Origin of the sequence: Micromonospora sp. NPDC050784 (genome assembly GCF_044456765.1) — a bacterium.
Classification (GTDB): Bacteria; Actinomycetota; Actinomycetes; order Mycobacteriales; family Micromonosporaceae; genus Micromonospora; species Micromonospora foliorum.
The window spans coordinates 245,757-261,746 of record NZ_JBITGG010000002.1 but is presented as its reverse complement, the minus strand read 5'-3'; the positions used below and the strand labels follow the sequence as shown (position 1 = coordinate 261,746).

Genomic DNA, 15,990 nt, shown 5'->3' with positions numbered 1-15,990 from the left:
GTCCGCGTCCGCGCACCGCGTCCGCGCACCGCGTCCGCGCACCGCGTCCGCGCACCGCGTCCGCGCACCGCGTCCGCGCACCGCGTCCGCGCACCGCGTCCGCGCACCGCGTCCGCGCACCGCCTGTGTGCCCCGCGTCCGCGCCCCGCGCCCGCGCTGCGCCCGGCCTGTGCGCCCGCGCCCCGTGCGGGCGCGCTAGTGCCCCGCGCCGGCTTGTGCGTCCCCGCGCCGGCTCGTGCGCATGGTCGTGGGATGCGGGTCGACGGGTGCGGTCTCGGGCGGCGGGTGGGCGTGGTCGGCGTTATCAGCAGCGCAGGTGGTAGAGGTTGCGACGTGGGGTGCGCAGCGGGTCGAGCCAGCTGGGCGGAAGGAAGTCGGGTCGGCCGTCCGCTGCGATACGGACTGCCCAGTCGCCGCGGTGGATGAACCGGTGGTGGTAGCCGCAGAGCAGCACGGCATTGCTCAGCGCCGTCGTCCCACCGTCGGCCCAGTGTCGGAGGTGGTGACCGTCGCACCACCTCGGTGGCCGATCACAACCAGGAAAAGCGCAACCGCCGTCCCGTAGGACCAGCGCGCGCCGCAACGGGCCGGTGAAGAGCCGACGCTGACGACCGACGTCCAGGACCTGACTGTTGCCGCCGAGCACAGCCGGCAGCACGCCAGCGTCGCAGGCCAGGCGGCGGACCGCACCTGGGGTGAGGCGTGTACCGGTCTCCAGTGTTCCGGCGCGTACGCCATTGACAAGGTCGTCCAGCGACACGGTCACCACCACCTGAGGACGGTCGCCGCCGTTGTCGGGCAGCTGACCGGTGCGTAGCGCCAGTCGGCAGATCTCGCCCAACGCGTCGGCGCGGCGCTGACCAGGACTGCGGTCATCGTGCTCACCTGCTGGGGCGCAGAGCGGATCAATCGCCTCGCGTAGCAGGCTCGCGGTCTCGGTGTCGAGGTTGCCGCTGAGGCGTACCTGCCCGTTCTGCTGCTCGGAGAGCGTGACGTGCCGGCGGGCCTCGGCCCGCTCGGTGGCCCGCTCCAGAGCCTTCAGCTCAGCCTGGTCAGCCAGATCCGGGGCGACGTGCGTGAGGACGCGCTCGCCAAGCCGGCTCAGGCTTGTCGGGTCGAAATGGTCAGCCCAGGTGACCAGCAGGTGGGTGGCCTTGTCCGCCACTTCGGGACCGGCTTCCACCGGGAGGGCGGCGATCGTCTCGGCCACCACCCGACCCTGCTCGACCGTGATGGCACCGCTGAGCAGCGCATCGCGCACCGCTGGCGGTGCGGCGTCGATGGTGGCGGCGAGCTGCACCAGTTGGCGCGCACTGCGACCGGAGAGCCGGAGCCGTTCCCGCAGCCAGACTGCCGTGGACGAGGCGCCCTGGGTGACCGCCAGCCCGCGACCATCCAACTCGCGCACCAGACCGAGCTGGACGGTGGCCAACCGCTGCGCCAGCACCTGAGTCGCGTCGAGAGAAGCAAGCAACTCGTCATCGGAGAGCCCCCAGAGCGCGGTCTCGGCGCAGTCGTCAACCGCACCGCCCACCTGCTCCAACGCCTCCAACATGACATCAGAATAGAACTGATGTACGACAACTTCGGGTTGGTGTTGATCAATGAGTGGAACCAATTCTTCGATCATCGGGAGCTGTCCGCTCGCGCCGCCCGCTGCCCACGCCGTGCCGCCCGCTCGACCACGCCGCGGCCGCCTGCCCGCGCCGCCGAAGATGCCCGCCTCCCCGCGCCCACCGAAGGCGTCCGCAGGTGGCGCTGTTGGACCGCGCTGTTGGGCCGCGCTGCTAGAGCCGCCTACTCGCTGCCGCGCTCGCTCGTGGAACCGCCAAGCGGACGCAGCGCAAGCGGTATCCGCCGTCGACTCCGCATTCTTGCTGGCGCGGGTTGCGAGCGTGGCTGACGGGAGGTGGTCCGAGCGGGACGGGGGTGATGGCAGGTTGGGGTGCCTGCCGGGATCATGGACGTATGACCGAGGCCCGCCCCGATTCGCGCCGGATGACGATCAGCGACCCGCAGGTGATGCGGGCGATGGCCCATCCGGCCCGGATCGCGATCATGGAGTACCTGAGCAGTCGCGAGAGCGGTGGGACCGCCACCGAGTGTGCCGAGATTGTTGGGCTGTCGCCGAGCGCAACCAGTTATCACCTACGTGCGCTGGCGAAGTTCGGGCTGGTCGAGCAGGCGCCGAGCCGGGGGGACGCGCGCGAGCGGCTGTGGCGCGTGCCGAGTTCGGGGGTGATGGTCGAGGCGGGTCGTGACGCCGGGCCCGAGGCGCGTGCGGCCGAGCAGGCGCTGGTGGAGGCGCATGCGGTCCGGGCCATGGAGCGGACCCGGGACTGGTTGCGGCGCGCCGGGGACGAGCCGGCCGAGTGGTACGACAAGGCCCTGTTCAGCGACACGCTGTTGCTGCTCACCGCCGAGGAGTTGGCCGAGGTGAACGAGGCGGTGCTGGCGGTGCTCCGGCCGTACCACCCGCGACGGCGGCAAAACCCACCGCCGGGGGCGCGCACGGTCGCTGTGCAGTATCGGACGGTGCCGCTGGCATAGCCAGGCTTGCATGAACCAGTTGTGAAGCATTATTTTCGAAGTATGTCCTTCACAACTGACGAGTCGCGCTGGTCGGACGTCTGGCTCGCCGCCGCCGCTCGGGGCACCACGATCTGCGGCGACTTTCTTGCCGCGACCGCTTTGGCGCTGGCCCTACAGGGTGCTGGTGCCGGCGGGCTGGCCGTGTCGGGGTTGCTGCTGGCCGCCACCCTGCCCCTCGTGGTGCTCGCCCCACTCGCGGGCCGACTCGCCGACCGGACGGACAGCCGTACCCTGCTGGTGACCATCGGGTTCGGGCAGGCCGTGATCTGCGCGCTCCTCGCCGTCGTCGAGAAACCGGTCCTGGTAGTTGGGCTCGTCGCCCTGCTGGCCTGCGGGCTCGCGGTGACGCAACCCTGCCTCGCGGCGCTGCTGCCGGCGATGGTCCGTCCGGCCGACCTGCCACGGGCCAGCGCGATCAGTCAGACCGCTGTCTCGCTCGGCGCGCTCGGCGGCCCGGTGCTGGCCGGCCTGCTGGTGGGGCAGTTCGGCACCCGCGTACCGCTGCTTCTCGACGCCGCGACCTACCTGGCGCTCGTGGTCGCGGGCCTGCTGCTGCGGACCCGACGCGGCGGCCGGCGGCCCGTCGCCAACCCGGCCGCCGCGAGCAGCGTGGCCGTCGCCAACCCGGCCGCCGCGAGTAACGAGACCGCCGCCAGCCCGGCCGCCGCCAGCAGCGAGGCCGCCGCGGGCAGCCGGGCCGTCTCGGGCGGCGGGGCAAACCCCGGGGGTACGGAGAGCGAGTGGCGGCTGCGCCGCGACCCGTTGATGCTCGTCATGGTGGTGAGCACCGCCGTGGTGATCGCGGCGATCGGCGGTATCAACGTGATCGAGGTCTTCTTCATCAGGGAGACGTTGGGGGGCTCGCCGACCACGTACGGACTGGTCAGTGCCGCGTGGATGGCCGGCATGCTGCCGGGCGGTTGGCTTGCCGTACGGCTCGCCAGGCGGCTCGACGACGACGGCGCGTTGGTACGTGGGGTGCTGGCCACGCTGGCCGTGTGCAGCCTGATGGTGTTGCTCGCGGCGACGGTGCCGACGGCGGGTGTGTTGGTGCCGCTCTGGTTGGTGGGTGGCGCGGCCAACGGCGGCGAGAACGTCTTCGCCAACCTGCTCACCGCTCGGCGGGTGCCGGAGGCGATGCGTGCCCGGGCGTACGCCAGCTACGGCGCGGCGGTGCAGAGTGGCTCGATGGCGGGCTTCCTGATCGGCGGGGCGTTGCTCGTGGCCGTTCCGCCGCGGCCGCTGATCGCCGGTGCCGGTGTGGTCGGGCTGCTGGTGGTGCTGGTCTTCGTGCCGGTCGTGACCCGCGCGGTACGACGGTCGTCAAGTGCGGGCTTGGCCACTCCGGGCCGGCCCGCCGAGCCGGAGCCAGCCGCCGGGGATACGGTCGGGCCATGGCTGAGCGCATCGCACGCCCGCGGGTCGGGCACATCCAGTTCCTGAACTGCCTGCCGATCTACTGGGGTCTGATGCGCTCCGGTGCCCTGCTCGACGTCGACCTGCACAAGGACTCACCGGACCGGTTGAGCGCGGCGCTGGTCGCCGGCGACCTCGACATCGGCCCGATCACGCTGCTGGAGTACCTGAAGCACGCCGACGAGTTGCTGCTCCTACCGGACCTCGCGGTGGGCAGCGACGGGCCGGTGCTCTCGGTCAACATGGTCTCCACCCGACCCCTCAGCGAACTGGACGGTGCCCGGGTGGCGCTCGGCTCGACCTCACGGACCGGGGTCATGCTGGCTCAGTTGCTGCTCGCCGAGCAGTACAACGTGCGGCCCGAATACTTCCGCTGCCCGCCGGATCTGACGCAGATGCTGCTGGAGGCCGACGCCGCCGTGCTGATCGGGGACGTGGCGCTGCGGGCGTACTACGAGGCACCGCAGAAGGGCCTCACGGTCACCGACCTCGGGCAGGCGTGGCGGGAGTGGACCGGCTTGCCGATGGTCTTCGCCGTCTGGGCGGTCCGCCGTGACTTCGCCGCCGCCCACCCGGGTCTGGTCAAGGAGGTGCACGAGGCTTTCCTGCGCTCGCGGGACCTCTGCCTGGCGGAGCTGGACCAGGTCGCCGAGGCGGCGGCCCGCTGGGAGACGTTCGACGCGGAGACGCTGGCCACGTACTTCCGGACCCTCGACTTCTCCCTTGGCGACCGGCAGGTCGCCGGGCTGCGCGAGTGGGCCCGGCGGGCCACCGCCATCGGCGAGGCCCCGGCGCTGCCGGACGGCGGCCCGGAGTTCTTCGCCGGCTGACCGCCACCCGCCGGGCCCGTCAGAACGCCGGGCCCGGCGCAATCCAGGCTCGCAGGCCAGAGCGGCTCGCGTCAGCTGAGCGACTCAGGTGCCGGGGCGGAGCAGTGCCTCGGTGATCTTCTCGCAGTTCTTCATGCCGTAGTCGTAGCCCATGTTGATCGGGTACTTGACCATCACGCCCATCGTCCAGGTGTCACCGATGGCCAGGCAGTTGATGTGCATCTCCTGCTCCCTGGTCCGGTCGATCCACCCGTTCTTGATGGCGATCGTCTTCTGCTCGGCCGCCGGGAAGGCCTTGCGGATACCGAAGTCGCCGGCGCCGCGAACCAGTTTCATCTCGTTGAGCAGCCATTTGGTCCACTTCGGCCCGGCGGCGGTGCCGGTGGCGATGCAGTTGCCCAGTCGGGCGGTGTCCCGGGGGGAGAGCGCCGTCCGGCTCCAGCCGCCGTCGGGGGCAACGCTGCTGTCGGTCAGCTTGCACATGGAGATCAGCCGCTTGATCGAGTCGTCCCGGCCGACCAGGTTGTAGAACTGCTCGGCCCGGGTGTTGTCGCTGTCCCGGATGATCCGCGTCGCGTCGGCCAGCTTCGCGTCGCTCGGGGTCTGGCCGGCGTCGGCCGCGCGGCGCAGGTAGTCGGCGACGATCCAGGACTTGATCATCGAGGCGGTCGTGCTGGTCTCGCCCATGTTCTTCGAACCGATGATCTTTCCGGTCCGGCGGTCGAGGACGCTCCAGGAGTACCAGCCCTCGATGTCGAGATCGAGGTCCTTCGCCACGAATGGCAGCGGCTCCAGCGACGGGCTGGGGCTCGGCGACGGCGAGGACGGCTGGCGGGCGCTGCGGTCGGTGCCGGCGCCGGTGGGGCGGTCGCTCGTGCCGGAGCCGGCGTCGCCCCACTTGGCGGCGGCGGACGACTCGAACGGCGACCCGGGCAGCAGCCGCAGCGACACCAGCACCAGCCCGATCAGGATGACCGCGACGGCGATCAGCCGAATCGGGGAGGCCTCGCCGCCGTCGCGCCGGTCGACCCGCCGGTTGCCGGCCATCAGAGCTTCCCGACCGGCTGCTGCGGCACCTTGAGCGCGGCGCCCGGCTGCGGAGTGACCAGTTGGGTGGCCACACTGGCGCAGACCTTCGCGCCGTAGTCCAGACCGGTCCTGATCGGGTAGCGCAGCATCACCGCGAGGCTCCACTTGCTGGTGACGGCGAGGCAGTTGACGTGCCAGTTGCCGTCGCCGTAGATGGGGGTCCAGCCGTTCTTGATGCTGACCGGGCCCTGGGAGGTGATCGACTTCGGCAGACCGTCGATGATCCCCCAGCGACCACCGCCGGACGTTGACCGTTGGTCCTTGGCCGCGGTGGTGCCCCTGACCTTGCTCATCTGGTCCAGCACCCACTTGGTCCACTTCGGGCCGGCGGCCTTACCGTCGGCGATGCAGTCGCCGACCCGGGCCGCGTCGCGGGGGGACATCCGGGTGAAGCTCCAGTAGCCGGTGTACGGCTTGACGTTGCCGCGCTTGGTGTCGGTCAGCCCGCAGATCTTGATCGCCCGCTGGATCACCGCGTCGGGAATGCTGCTCGACGAGGGCTTGTAGGAGCCGCCCGCGGCGGCGTGGACCTTGTTGGCCGCCCCGTCGTTGCTGTCGACGATGGCGAGTCGGGCCATCTCCTTCATCGCTGCGGGCGGCTCCCTGTCGCCGAGCTGCCGCAGGTAGTCGGAGACGATCCACGCCTTGATCATCGATTCGGTGGTGCTGGTCGCGGTCATGTTCGGCGACCCGGAGATCTTGCCCGTCTTCCGGTCCAGCAGAGCCCACGAGAAGAACTCACCCTTGAAGCTCACCGACACCGGACCAGCCGCCAGGGTGGGTGGTGGCGGTGGGCTGGGCGCGGGCGCGGCGACGCTCGACGTACCGCCTCCGCCGCCTCCGCCGCTGTCGTCGCTGGCGAGTCGGGCGTACGCGGTGGGGACCAGCAGGACGCCGCCGAGCACGACTGCCGTGATGGCGAGCACCAGGGTCACGCGAGATCGCATGAGTGGGTGAACTCCAGGTGTCAGGGCCGGGGGGACCGGCTTGTCGTCGGGACGAATCGGGTGCGATCGCCGAGGCCGGGGGACGAGGCCTCTGTGGAGATGTCGATGCGCGACAGCCGATCGGTTGTCCGGCAGAAGTCTACGTCCGGACCGGCCGACCGCCAGGGTTCGACACTAGGCAACCTGGGATAAAGGCGGGATATGGGGTCGGTATGAGGTTTTTGCAGTGCTTCACGTTTGTTTCGTGGCCTACGTCACGGCGGCGCGGGGGCGTCGAGGTAGCGCAAAGCACTCATCTGCTTACAGATGGGATGCTCGGATTCCTGTTACACCCCCTGGTGCAACGGGGCGCAAGCTGTAACACTTAGCCTCATGTATGGCAACGACTTCTCCGCCCCGAACGGCGCACCGGACGAGGCGCCCGGCGGCCTGCTGGGCGAGGTCGAGGCCGCCGAGGCCGAGCTGCGGGCAGCGGCGGCGCGTGGGCGGCGCGGCGGGCCGGCGCCGGACGAGGACCTGGCGGCCTACTTCGCCGAGGTGGTCGACGCCGAGCAGAAGATCGAGCCGCGCGACTGGATGCCCGACGCCTACCGGCGGACGCTGATCCGGCAGATCGCCCAGCACGCCCACTCCGAGATCATCGGCATGCAGCCGGAGGGCAACTGGATCAGTCGGGCGCCGTCGCTCAAGCGCAAGGCGATCCTGCTGGCCAAGGTGCAGGACGAGGCGGGTCACGGCCTCTACCTCTACGCCGCCGCCGAGACCCTCGGCATCAGCCGCGACGAGCTGGTCCAGCTGCTGCTCGACGGCCGCCAGAAGTACAGCTCGATCTTCAACTACCCCACCCTCAGCTGGGCCGACGTGGGCGCCATCGGGTGGCTGGTGGACGGCGCGGCGATCGTCAACCAGGTGCCGCTCTGCCGCTGCTCCTACGGCCCGTACGCCCGCGCCATGATCCGGGTCTGCAAGGAGGAGTCGTTCCACCAGCGGCAGGGCTACGAGATCCTGCACACCCTGGCGCACGGCACCCCAGAGCAGCAGGCGATGGCCCAGGAGGCGGTGGACCGTTGGTGGTACCCGTCGCTGGCCATGTTCGGCCCGCCGGACGGCGACTCCACGCACTCCGCCCAGTCGATGGCCTGGAAGATCAAGCGCTTCTCCAACGACGATCTGCGGCAACGCTTCGTCGACATGTGCGTCCAGCAGGCCGAGATCCTCGGGCTGCGCATCCCCGACGCGGACCTGCGCTGGAACGACGAGCGGCAGGCGTACGACTACACCCAGCCGGACTACGACGAGCTGATGCAGGTGATCTCCGGCAACGGGCCGTGCAACCGGGAGCGGATGGCCCACCGCCGGGCCGCGCACGCCGACGGCAGCTGGGTACGCGAGGCCGCCGCGGCGTACGCCGCGAAGCGGGCGGGACAGAAGGAGACGGTGGCCGCGTGAGCGAGCGTAGCGAGCAAGCCGAGCAGACTGGCATGACGAGTCATTCGCCTTTGTGGGAGGTCTTCGTGCGGGCCCGGCGCGGGCTGTCGCACACGCACGTCGGCAGCCTGCACGCGCCCGACGCCGAGCTCGCCCTGCGCAACGCCCGCGACCTCTACACCCGCCGCCAGGAGGGCGTGTCGATCTGGGTGGTGCCGGCCGGCGCGATCACCGCGTCCAGCCCGGACGAGAAGGACTCCTTCTTCGACCCGGCCGCCGACAAGGTCTACCGCCACCCCACCTTCTATGAGGTGCCGGACGGGGTGGCCCACCTGTGAGCGAGCCAAGCGAGCGAACCAGCCAGCACCGCGGGGTGACGGCGTGAACGGGCCCTTCGACTTCACCCTCGCTCTCGCTGACGACGCGTTGGTCGCGGCCCAGCGGCTGGCCGAGTGGACCACCCGCGCGCCGGAGATGGAAGAGGACATCGCGCTGGCCAACATCGCCCTCGACCAGCTCGGCGCGGCGCGTCTGCTGCTGTCGTACGCGGGCGAGCTGGAGGGCGCCGGGCGCGACGAGGACGCGCTGGCGTACCTGCGCGACGACCGCGAGTTCCGCAACGCGCTCCTGGTCGAGCTGCCCAACGGCGATTTCGCGGTGACGATGGCGAAGCTGTTCTTCCTGGCGGCGTACCAACTGCCGCTGTACACGGCGCTGGCCTCCTGTGCCGACGAGCGGTTGGCCGCGATCGGCGCGAAGGCGCGCAAGGAGTCTGCGTACCACCTGGACCACGGCGCGCTGTGGGTGAAGCGGCTCGGTGACGGCACCGAGGAGTCGCATCGTCGGATGCAGGCGGCCGTCGACCACGTGTGGCCGTACACCCATGAGCTGTTCGCCGCGGACCCGGCGGCGCCGGTCGACCCGGCCACCCTGCGGCCGGCGTTCGACGAGGTGGTCGGCCCGGTGCTGGCCGAGGCGACGCTCACCCAGCCGGACAGCGCATGGGCCCCGGCCGGCGGGCGGGCCGGGGTGCACACCGAGCACCTGGCCTATCTGCTCGCCGAGATGCAGGTGCTGCACCGCGCCCACCCCGGAGCGCGTTGGTGAGCGCGAGGAGTGCAGCGCAGCGGAGCCCCGCAGTCGCGAACGAAGGGGGCACGGTGAGCGCGAGGAGCGCTGTCGCGTCAGTGGTGGACCCGGAGATCCGGGTCATCACCATCGACGAGCTGGGCATCCTGCGCGCGGTCGAGGAGGATCCGGCCAGTGGTCGGGTCACCGTCACCATCACCCCGACCTACACCGGCTGCCCGGCGATGGACGTGATCCGGGCCGACATCCGTCGCGCGCTCGCCGCTGCCGGCCACCCGGACGCGGAGGTCCGGACCGTCTACAGCCCACCGTGGAGCACCGACTGGATCTCCGAGGGTGGGCGGGCCAAGCTCGCCGCCGCCGGGATCGCCCCGCCGGCCCCGGTGCGCCCCGCCGGCGTCGTGTCGCTGACGCTCGCGGTCCGCTGCCCGCAGTGCGGTTCGCCGGAGACCGAGCAGGTCAGCCGGTTCGGCTCCACCGCGTGCAAGGCGTTGTGGCGGTGCCGTTCGTGCTCCGAACCCTTCGACCACCTGAAGGCGCTGTGACTGTCACCATCACCCGCCCGGTTCGCCGCCGGCCGGTCTTCCACCCGTTGTCCGTCGCCGCCGTCGACCGGCTCACCGACGACTCCGTGGCGGTGACCTTCGCCGTACCCGAAGAACTGCGCGAGACCTTCGCGTTCCGGGCGGGCCAGCACCTGACCGTGCGGCGGGCCGCGGAGGACGGCGCGGACGTGCGCCGGTCGTACTCGATCTGCTCCACCCCCGACGACCTGGCCCGGCACGGCCGGTTGCGGATCGGGGTGCGGGAGATCCCCGGCGGGGCCTTCTCGGCGTTCGCCTGCGGGGCGCTGCGCGGTGGCGACACCGTCGAGGTGCTGCCGCCGCTGGGCACCTTCACCACGGCGTTCGCGCCGGACCGCGAGCGGCACTACGGCGCTGTCGTCGCCGGCTCCGGCATCACCCCGGTGCTCGCGCTGGTCGCGACCGCCCTGGCCGTCGAGCCGGCCAGCACCTTCACCCTGGTGTACGGCAACCGCACGGCGAACACGGTGATGTTCGCCGAGGAGTTGGCCGACCTGAAGGACCGGCACCCCACCCGGCTGCACCTGGTGCACGTCCTCTCCCGGGAACAGGGCGAGTCGCCGCTGCTCTCCGGTCGGATCGACGCCGAGCGGTTGGGCCGGCTGCTGGGCACCATCGTGCCGGGCGACCTGATCGAGGAGTGGTTCCTCTGCGGCCCGTACGGCATGGTGGTCGACGTCCGGGACGTGCTGACCGCACGCGGGCTGCCCGAGTCGGCGGTGCACACCGAGCTGTTCCACGTCGACACGCCGCCGGAGCCGGTCCGCCGTCCCGTCGACCAGGTGGGCGCCGGGGCCGAGGTCACCATCGTGCTGGACGGCCGGTCGTCGAGCTTCACCATGGGTCGCGAGGAACGGGTGCTGGACGCCGCGCTGAAGGTGCGGGGCGAGCTGCCGTACGCCTGCAAGGGTGGTGTCTGCTCGACCTGCAAGGCGAAGGTCGTCGACGGGGCCGTCACGATGGCCCGCAACTACGCGCTGGAGCCCGACGAGCTGGCCGCCGGCTACGTGCTGACCTGCCAGTCCAGCCCGACCACCGACAAGCTCACCGTCGACTACGACGCGTGACGACGCCGAACGACAGGGAGTTCGTCGAGCGGTTCGCCGAGGTCACCGGGGGACGGCTTCCGACCAGCTACGTGGAGGGGTGGGAGCAGTTCGTCGGGTTCTGTGAGGAGGGCTATCACGACATTCTCGACGAGTACTGGTTCGACCTCAGCATCCGCGACGCCATCGAGAGGATGCTGACCGACGCACGGTTGTTCGGATTCCCGCAGATGGGGTGGGTCCGGGAGCGGATCGAGGCCGCGGACGAGCGGTTCCGGGCGGTGCTCTCCGAGCAGCCGATGCCGTGGGGCTCCGAGGGATCGTGGTGGCAGGCGTACGTGCCCGCGTGGGCGGGGCCGGAGTTCGCGGCGGAGCTGCGGGACACCTATGGCATACACGTCGAGGTACGCGAGAGCTGAGTAGCTGGTTCCAGCCGGAGCAAGGGTGTGCGGAGCGAATCACAGCCATGAACACCCCGCCCGGAAGGGGCGCGTCGTCGGCGTAGGCTCGGGGTGTGACGGTGAGCCGGGAGATCGACGACATCCTGCAGCGCGGCGCGGACGGCGGGCGGATCACGCCCGAGGAGGCGTTGCTGCTCTACACCGAGGCGCCCTTCCACGCGTTGGGCGAAGCGGCGGACGCGGTGCGTCGGCGACGCTATCCGGACAACATCGTCACGTACCTGATCGACCGCAACATCAACTACACGAACGTCTGCGTGACGGCGTGCAAGTTCTGCGCCTTCTACCGCGCGCCCAAGCACAAGGAAGGGTGGACCCACCCGACCGAGGAGATCCTTCGCCGGTGCGGCGAGGCGGTCGAGCTGGGCGCCACCCAGGTGATGCTCCAGGGCGGGCACCACCCGGACTACGGCGTGGAGTACTACGAGGAGCTGTTCTCCTCGGTCAAGCAGGCGTACCCGCAGCTGGTCATCCACTCGATCGGCCCCAGCGAGATCCTGCACATGGCCAAGGTCTCCGGGGTGAGCCTGGACGAGGCCATCGCCCGGATCAAGACCGCCGGCCTGGACTCGATCGCCGGCGCCGGCGCGGAGATGCTGCCCGAGCGGCCCCGCAAGGCCATCGCGCCCCTCAAGGAGTCGGGCGAGCGCTGGCTGGAGGTCATGGAGCTGGCCCACCGGCAGGGCATCGAGTCGACCGCCACCATGATGATGGGCACCGGCGAGACGCACGCCGAGCGGATCGAGCACCTGCGCATGATCCGGGACGTGCAGGACCGCACCCGTGGGTTCCGGTCCTTCATCCCGTGGACGTACCAGCCGGAGAACAACCACCTGAAGGGCCGCACCCAGGCAACCACGCTGGAGTACCTGCGGCTGGTCGCGGTGGCCCGGCTCTTCTTCGAGACCGTGCCGCACCTGCAGGCGTCCTGGCTGACCACCGGCAAGGACGTCGGGCAGCTCGCGCTGCACATGGGCGTGGACGACCTGGGCTCGATCATGCTGGAGGAGAACGTCATCTCCTCCGCCGGTGCGCGGCACCGTTCCAACCTGCACGAGCTGATCGGCATGATCCGCTCGGCGGACCGGATCCCCGCCCAGCGCGACACCCTCTACAACCGGCTCGCCGTGCACCACACGCCGGCCGACGACCCGACCGACGAGCGGGTGGTCTCGCACTTCTCCTCGATCGCGCTGCCCGGCGGTGGCGCGGGGAAGTCTTTGCCGCTGGTGGACGTCAGCTGACGGTCGACGCCCGGCCGTTCGGCTGAGCGGTGCTCATGCTCCCGCCGGATCACCTCGGCGGTACGGGTGGTCCCCGCCGCCGCAGCGTCAGGCTGTCCGCTGCGGGGCTGGTGGAGATGATCGTCGGCGGCTAGCGTCCCGGCTCATATCCGTCACCGTCGACAGAGACGGGGCTGTCCTCCATCGGCCCGCTGCGGGTCGTTCATATAACGCACGGCAGTACGGGCGGGATGGGTGACCATCCCGCCCGTACTGTCTGCCCAGCTCGGACCGGAGGGCTGAAAACGGGCCCGCCTGCTGGCGTGGAAGATCGGCCTCCGATAGCGTCCGCTCGTTCCGCAACCATTCTTTCTTCCCTACCCCCGGGGGACTGATGACAGCGTTCCACCGCTCGACGCTGGTGCGCGCCAGTGTCGTGGCGCTGCTCGCGGCCGGCGGCATCGCCGCCGTGGCCGCCCCAGTGCTGGCGGCCGAGCAGGCCGATCTGGCCCTGGTGCCGCTCAGCTACAACCTGGCCAAGGGTGTCACGGAGGCCAAGAGCAAGCCGTTCAAGTTCACGGTCGACAACACCCGGAGCGAGGAAGACGCCGAGGGTGTCAGCTACACCGTGGACACCAGCAGGCTGAAGACGAACAAGGTCCGGGTCGTGGTGCCCGACGGCTGCCGGGTGAACGGCAAGAAGTTCACCTGTCCCCTCGGCGACCTGGCCGCCGGCACCAGCGAGGACTTCGGCATTCCGATCTTCTCCACCGGTGGTAAGGGCGCCGCCGGCACGCTGGTGGTCACCATCCGCTCGGCCACCGAGGACCCCAACAAGGAAGACAACAAGGTCGAGCACGACATCACCGTCACCGAGCCCGGGTACGACCTGACCAGCTGGGTGCAGGACGTCAACGCGAACGTCGTGGTGAACGGCGTCAACGGCGACGACCCCGACCTCCGTCCGGTCCGGCCGGGCGAGACGGTGCCGGTCGACTGGGCGGTCTACAACGACGGCAGCCGCAAGGCCACCGGTCTCGCCTACGTGCTCACGCTCCCGGCAGGCGTCACCTTCGACACCCTGCCGGACACGTGCACCACGCAGACCTTCGGTGTCGCCCAGGCGCTCTGTCAGGACGACGGCGCGGTGATCCGGCCCGGTGACTACTACACGGCGGACATCAAGGTGACCGTCGGCAAGGACGTCACCGAGCCGGTGCTGCGCGTCGGCGAGCTGGTGGCGCACGGTCTGGACGCGGCAGCCGGCAAGCCCGAGGAGCAGCCGCAGCGGGCCAGCACCGCTCAGCGGAAGACCTTCACCGAGGTCGACGAGGGCGACAACCAGGCGGTCTTCGACGTCTTCGTCGACCAGGCCGTGGACCCGACGCCGACCCCGACGCCCACGGCGACGCCGACGCCGACGCCGACGCAGACCCCGACGCCGACGGCCACTCCGACCGAGTCGCCGACTCCGACGCCGACGGTCACCCCGACCGAGACGCCGACCCCGACGGCCACTCCGACGGAGACGCCGACTCCGACTCCGACGGCTACCCCGACCGAGTCGCCGACTCCGACGCCGACGGTCACCCCGACCGTGACGCCTACTCCGACGGAGACGCCGACTCCGACGCCGACGGTCACCCCGACGGAGAGGCCGACGCCGACCCCGACGGCCACTCCGACGAAGACGCCGACGGTCACGCCGACGCCGACCGCGACGGCTACTCCCACCGCGACGCCGACCGCGACGGCTACTCCCACCGAGACGCCGACCGCGACGGCCACCCCCACCGCGACTGCCACTCCGACGCCGGTCCCGAGCGGTACGACGACGCCGGGTACGACCGTCCCGCCGGGTGGCGGCTCCGGCGGTGGTGGCTCGGGCGGCGGTGGCCTGCCGGTGACCGGTGTGCAGGTCGGCCTGATCGGCGGCATCGGTGTGATCATCCTGCTCGTGGGCGGAGCGCTGCTGGTGCTCACCCGTCGCCGCAAGGTGGTCCTGGTCTCTCCGGCCGACGAGAAGTCGACCGACTGACACCGACGCCCTGACGAACGGCGCGCAGGAGAGGTGCGACCGCGACGGCTGCGAAGGCGGCACGCGTTCTGACCGAGGCGTCACGGACGTGGGCACGACGAAAGGGCGGGGTGGGCAACCACCCCGCCCTTTCGCGTACGAAGGTGTGCCGCGCCACCCAGCGAGCGTCGGTTGGCGGGCGGCTGGCAGAGTGGAGGGGTGAGCCGTACCCCGCAGGGCCAGCGCGCCAGTCTGGACAAGCAGCCGCACGAGGTCGCCGCGATGTTCGACGGCGTGGCAGAGCGTTACGACCTGACCAACACGGTGATCTCGCTGGGCCAGGACCGCTCCTGGCGCCGGGCCACCCGTGCGGCGCTCGGGCTGCGGCCGGGCGAGCGGGTGCTGGACGTGGGCGCGGGCACCGGCGTCTCGACGCGCGAGCTGGCCCAGTCCGGGGCGTACGCGGTCGGGGTCGACCTGTCGCTGGGCATGCTGCACACCGGCAAGCGGGCCCGGCCCGAGGTGCCGTTGCTGGCCGGAGACGCGCTGCGGCTGCCGTTCGCCGACGCCAGCTTCGACGCGGTGACCATCTCCTTCGCGCTGCGCAACGTCAACGACACCGACGCGGCGCTGCGTGAGCTGGCCCGGGTGACCCGGCCGGGCGGCCGGCTGGTGGTCTGCGAGTTCAGCACCCCGGTCAACCCGGTCTTCCGGACGGTCTACCTGTCGTACCTGATGCGGTCGTTGCCGGCGGTGGCCCGCACGGTGTCGAGCAACCCCGAGGCGTACGTCTATCTCGCCGAGTCGGTCCGGGCCTGGCCGGCGCAGTCCGCGCTGGCCGGGCGGGTGGCCGCGGCCGGGTGGGGGCGCGTGGCGTGGCGCAACCTGACCGGTGGCGTGGTGGCCCTGCACCGGGGGATCCGCGAGTAGCGGGCGGACCGCGCCAACCGGCACGGACATTATTCAGGTTTCGTTAATATCGGCCTTTAGTCCACTTTGCCCCGTACGCTCGATCGCATGACCGGAGCAGAGCCGGCGGACCCGGTGGCCGCCACCGACGACGACGCCGCCGAACTCATCGCCCAGTTGCGCGAGTTGGCCGGGGCCGACCCGGTGGAGGTCCGGCAGGTGGTCGCCGAGGTGTTGGCGGCACTGGACCGGGCGGCAGGTGGGGCGCTCCGTGAGCATCTACCGGAGGCGATCCGGGTCGACGCGGGCCTGGACGCCTCCCGCCCGGCCTGACACCTGAGCGCTGTGGACGGTGGTGG

General features: G+C 71.1%; 15 protein-coding genes and 1 pseudogene. 13 read left to right on the top strand and 3 right to left on the bottom strand.

The features are described 5' to 3' along the window. Positions 1–304: 304 nt before the first annotated feature. Positions 305–1,555 carry a DUF222 domain-containing protein gene (locus tag ACIBD9_RS03610; protein ID WP_396714166.1) on the bottom strand — a complete coding sequence of 417 codons (1,251 nt, stop codon included), beginning with the start codon at positions 1,553–1,555 and terminating at the stop codon, positions 305–307. A gap of 413 nt (positions 1,556–1,968) precedes the next feature. Here ACIBD9_RS03610 and ACIBD9_RS03605 point away from each other — a divergent pair, with 413 nt between their 5' ends. Genes ACIBD9_RS03605 through ACIBD9_RS03595 form a run of 3 tightly spaced genes read left to right on the top strand, consistent with a single transcriptional unit; the run spans position 1,969 to position 4,838 of the window. Further along, on the top strand, positions 1,969–2,550 hold the full coding sequence (locus tag ACIBD9_RS03605) for an ArsR/SmtB family transcription factor (protein ID WP_396714164.1): 582 nt from the start codon (positions 1,969–1,971) through the stop codon (positions 2,548–2,550). 42 nt (positions 2,551–2,592) lie between these two features. Continuing rightward, the gene (locus tag ACIBD9_RS03600) at positions 2,593–4,035 is read left to right on the top strand and encodes an MFS transporter (protein ID WP_396714162.1); all 1,443 of its coding nucleotides are present in this window, start codon (positions 2,593–2,595) and stop codon (positions 4,033–4,035) included. After that, positions 3,987–4,838 carry a menaquinone biosynthetic enzyme MqnA/MqnD family protein gene (locus tag ACIBD9_RS03595; RefSeq protein WP_396714160.1) on the top strand — a complete coding sequence of 284 codons (852 nt, stop codon included), beginning with the start codon at positions 3,987–3,989 and terminating at the stop codon, positions 4,836–4,838. Before ACIBD9_RS03600 ends, ACIBD9_RS03595 begins: the two co-directional genes overlap by 49 nt. A gap of 84 nt (positions 4,839–4,922) precedes the next feature. On the opposite strand, the gene ACIBD9_RS03590 is transcribed toward ACIBD9_RS03595, so the two are convergent. Together ACIBD9_RS03590 and ACIBD9_RS03585 are read right to left on the bottom strand one after the other, a co-directional pair. Continuing rightward, positions 4,923–5,885 (bottom strand): hypothetical protein, encoded by a 963-nt coding sequence (locus ACIBD9_RS03590; protein ID WP_387170791.1) that lies wholly within the window; start codon positions 5,883–5,885, stop codon positions 4,923–4,925. Next, on the bottom strand, positions 5,885–6,874 hold the full coding sequence (locus ACIBD9_RS03585; protein ID WP_396714158.1) for a hypothetical protein: 990 nt from the start codon (positions 6,872–6,874) through the stop codon (positions 5,885–5,887). Before ACIBD9_RS03585 ends, ACIBD9_RS03590 begins: the two co-directional genes overlap by 1 nt. A 372-nt stretch (positions 6,875–7,246) precedes the next feature. Between ACIBD9_RS03585 and paaA the strand changes: the two genes are divergently transcribed. The 10 genes and pseudogenes from paaA (at position 7,247) to ACIBD9_RS03535 (ending at position 15,964) form a co-directional block, all read left to right on the top strand. After that, on the top strand, positions 7,247–8,323 hold the full coding sequence (gene paaA / locus ACIBD9_RS03580; RefSeq protein ID WP_387170795.1) for a 1,2-phenylacetyl-CoA epoxidase subunit PaaA: 1,077 nt from the start codon (positions 7,247–7,249) through the stop codon (positions 8,321–8,323). Further along, positions 8,320–8,640: a 1,2-phenylacetyl-CoA epoxidase subunit PaaB gene (gene paaB, locus ACIBD9_RS03575; protein ID WP_396714156.1), complete on the top strand. Its 321-nt coding sequence runs from the start codon at positions 8,320–8,322 to the stop codon at positions 8,638–8,640. The genes paaA and paaB overlap by 4 nt, the downstream gene beginning before the upstream one ends. A 43-nt stretch (positions 8,641–8,683) precedes the next feature. Next, on the top strand, positions 8,684–9,409 hold the full coding sequence (paaC, locus tag ACIBD9_RS03570; RefSeq protein WP_396714154.1) for a 1,2-phenylacetyl-CoA epoxidase subunit PaaC: 726 nt from the start codon (positions 8,684–8,686) through the stop codon (positions 9,407–9,409). Between the two features lie 53 nt (positions 9,410–9,462). Next, positions 9,463–9,936, top strand: a complete 474-nt coding sequence (gene paaD / locus ACIBD9_RS03565; RefSeq protein ID WP_396714152.1) for a 1,2-phenylacetyl-CoA epoxidase subunit PaaD — start codon at positions 9,463–9,465, stop codon at positions 9,934–9,936. Continuing rightward, positions 9,933–11,042 carry a 1,2-phenylacetyl-CoA epoxidase subunit PaaE gene (paaE, locus tag ACIBD9_RS03560; protein ID WP_396714150.1) on the top strand — a complete coding sequence of 370 codons (1,110 nt, stop codon included), beginning with the start codon at positions 9,933–9,935 and terminating at the stop codon, positions 11,040–11,042. The genes paaD and paaE overlap by 4 nt, the downstream gene beginning before the upstream one ends. After that, on the top strand, positions 11,039–11,440 hold the full coding sequence (locus ACIBD9_RS03555) for a hypothetical protein (RefSeq protein ID WP_396714149.1): 402 nt from the start codon (positions 11,039–11,041) through the stop codon (positions 11,438–11,440). The genes paaE and ACIBD9_RS03555 overlap by 4 nt, the downstream gene beginning before the upstream one ends. Before the next feature lie 95 nt (positions 11,441–11,535). Beyond that, positions 11,536–12,726 carry a cyclic dehypoxanthinyl futalosine synthase gene (gene mqnC / locus ACIBD9_RS03550; RefSeq protein WP_358086495.1) on the top strand — a complete coding sequence of 397 codons (1,191 nt, stop codon included), beginning with the start codon at positions 11,536–11,538 and terminating at the stop codon, positions 12,724–12,726. A gap of 373 nt (positions 12,727–13,099) precedes the next feature. Continuing rightward, positions 13,100–14,161: pseudogene (locus ACIBD9_RS03545) on the top strand (cell wall anchor protein); the annotation flags it as partial. Between the two features lie 780 nt (positions 14,162–14,941). Next, positions 14,942–15,652 (top strand): demethylmenaquinone methyltransferase, encoded by a 711-nt coding sequence (locus ACIBD9_RS03540; protein WP_196920656.1) that lies wholly within the window; start codon positions 14,942–14,944, stop codon positions 15,650–15,652. An 87-nt stretch (positions 15,653–15,739) separates the two neighbouring features. Then, entirely contained in the window at positions 15,740–15,964 is a 225-nt protein-coding gene (locus ACIBD9_RS03535; protein ID WP_387170807.1) for a hypothetical protein, read from the top strand. The last annotated feature ends 26 nt before the right edge of the window (positions 15,965–15,990 follow it).

Excerpts from the sequence above, each read along its gene's own strand:
- ACIBD9_RS03610 (WP_396714166.1), bottom strand. The coding sequence starts at position 1,555 with ATGTTGGAGGCGTTGGAGCAGGTGGGCGGTGCGGTTGACGACTGCGCC.
- ACIBD9_RS03605 (WP_396714164.1), top strand. The coding sequence starts at position 1,969 with ATGACCGAGGCCCGCCCCGATTCGCGCCGGATGACGATCAGCGACCCG.
- ACIBD9_RS03600 (WP_396714162.1), top strand. The coding sequence starts at position 2,593 with ATGTCCTTCACAACTGACGAGTCGCGCTGGTCGGACGTCTGGCTCGCC.
- ACIBD9_RS03595 (WP_396714160.1), top strand. The coding sequence starts at position 3,987 with ATGGCTGAGCGCATCGCACGCCCGCGGGTCGGGCACATCCAGTTCCTG.
- ACIBD9_RS03590 (WP_387170791.1), bottom strand. The coding sequence starts at position 5,885 with ATGGCCGGCAACCGGCGGGTCGACCGGCGCGACGGCGGCGAGGCCTCC.
- ACIBD9_RS03585 (WP_396714158.1), bottom strand. The coding sequence starts at position 6,874 with ATGCGATCTCGCGTGACCCTGGTGCTCGCCATCACGGCAGTCGTGCTC.
- paaA (WP_387170795.1), top strand. The coding sequence starts at position 7,247 with ATGTATGGCAACGACTTCTCCGCCCCGAACGGCGCACCGGACGAGGCG.
- ACIBD9_RS03535 (WP_387170807.1), top strand. The coding sequence starts at position 15,740 with ATGACCGGAGCAGAGCCGGCGGACCCGGTGGCCGCCACCGACGACGAC.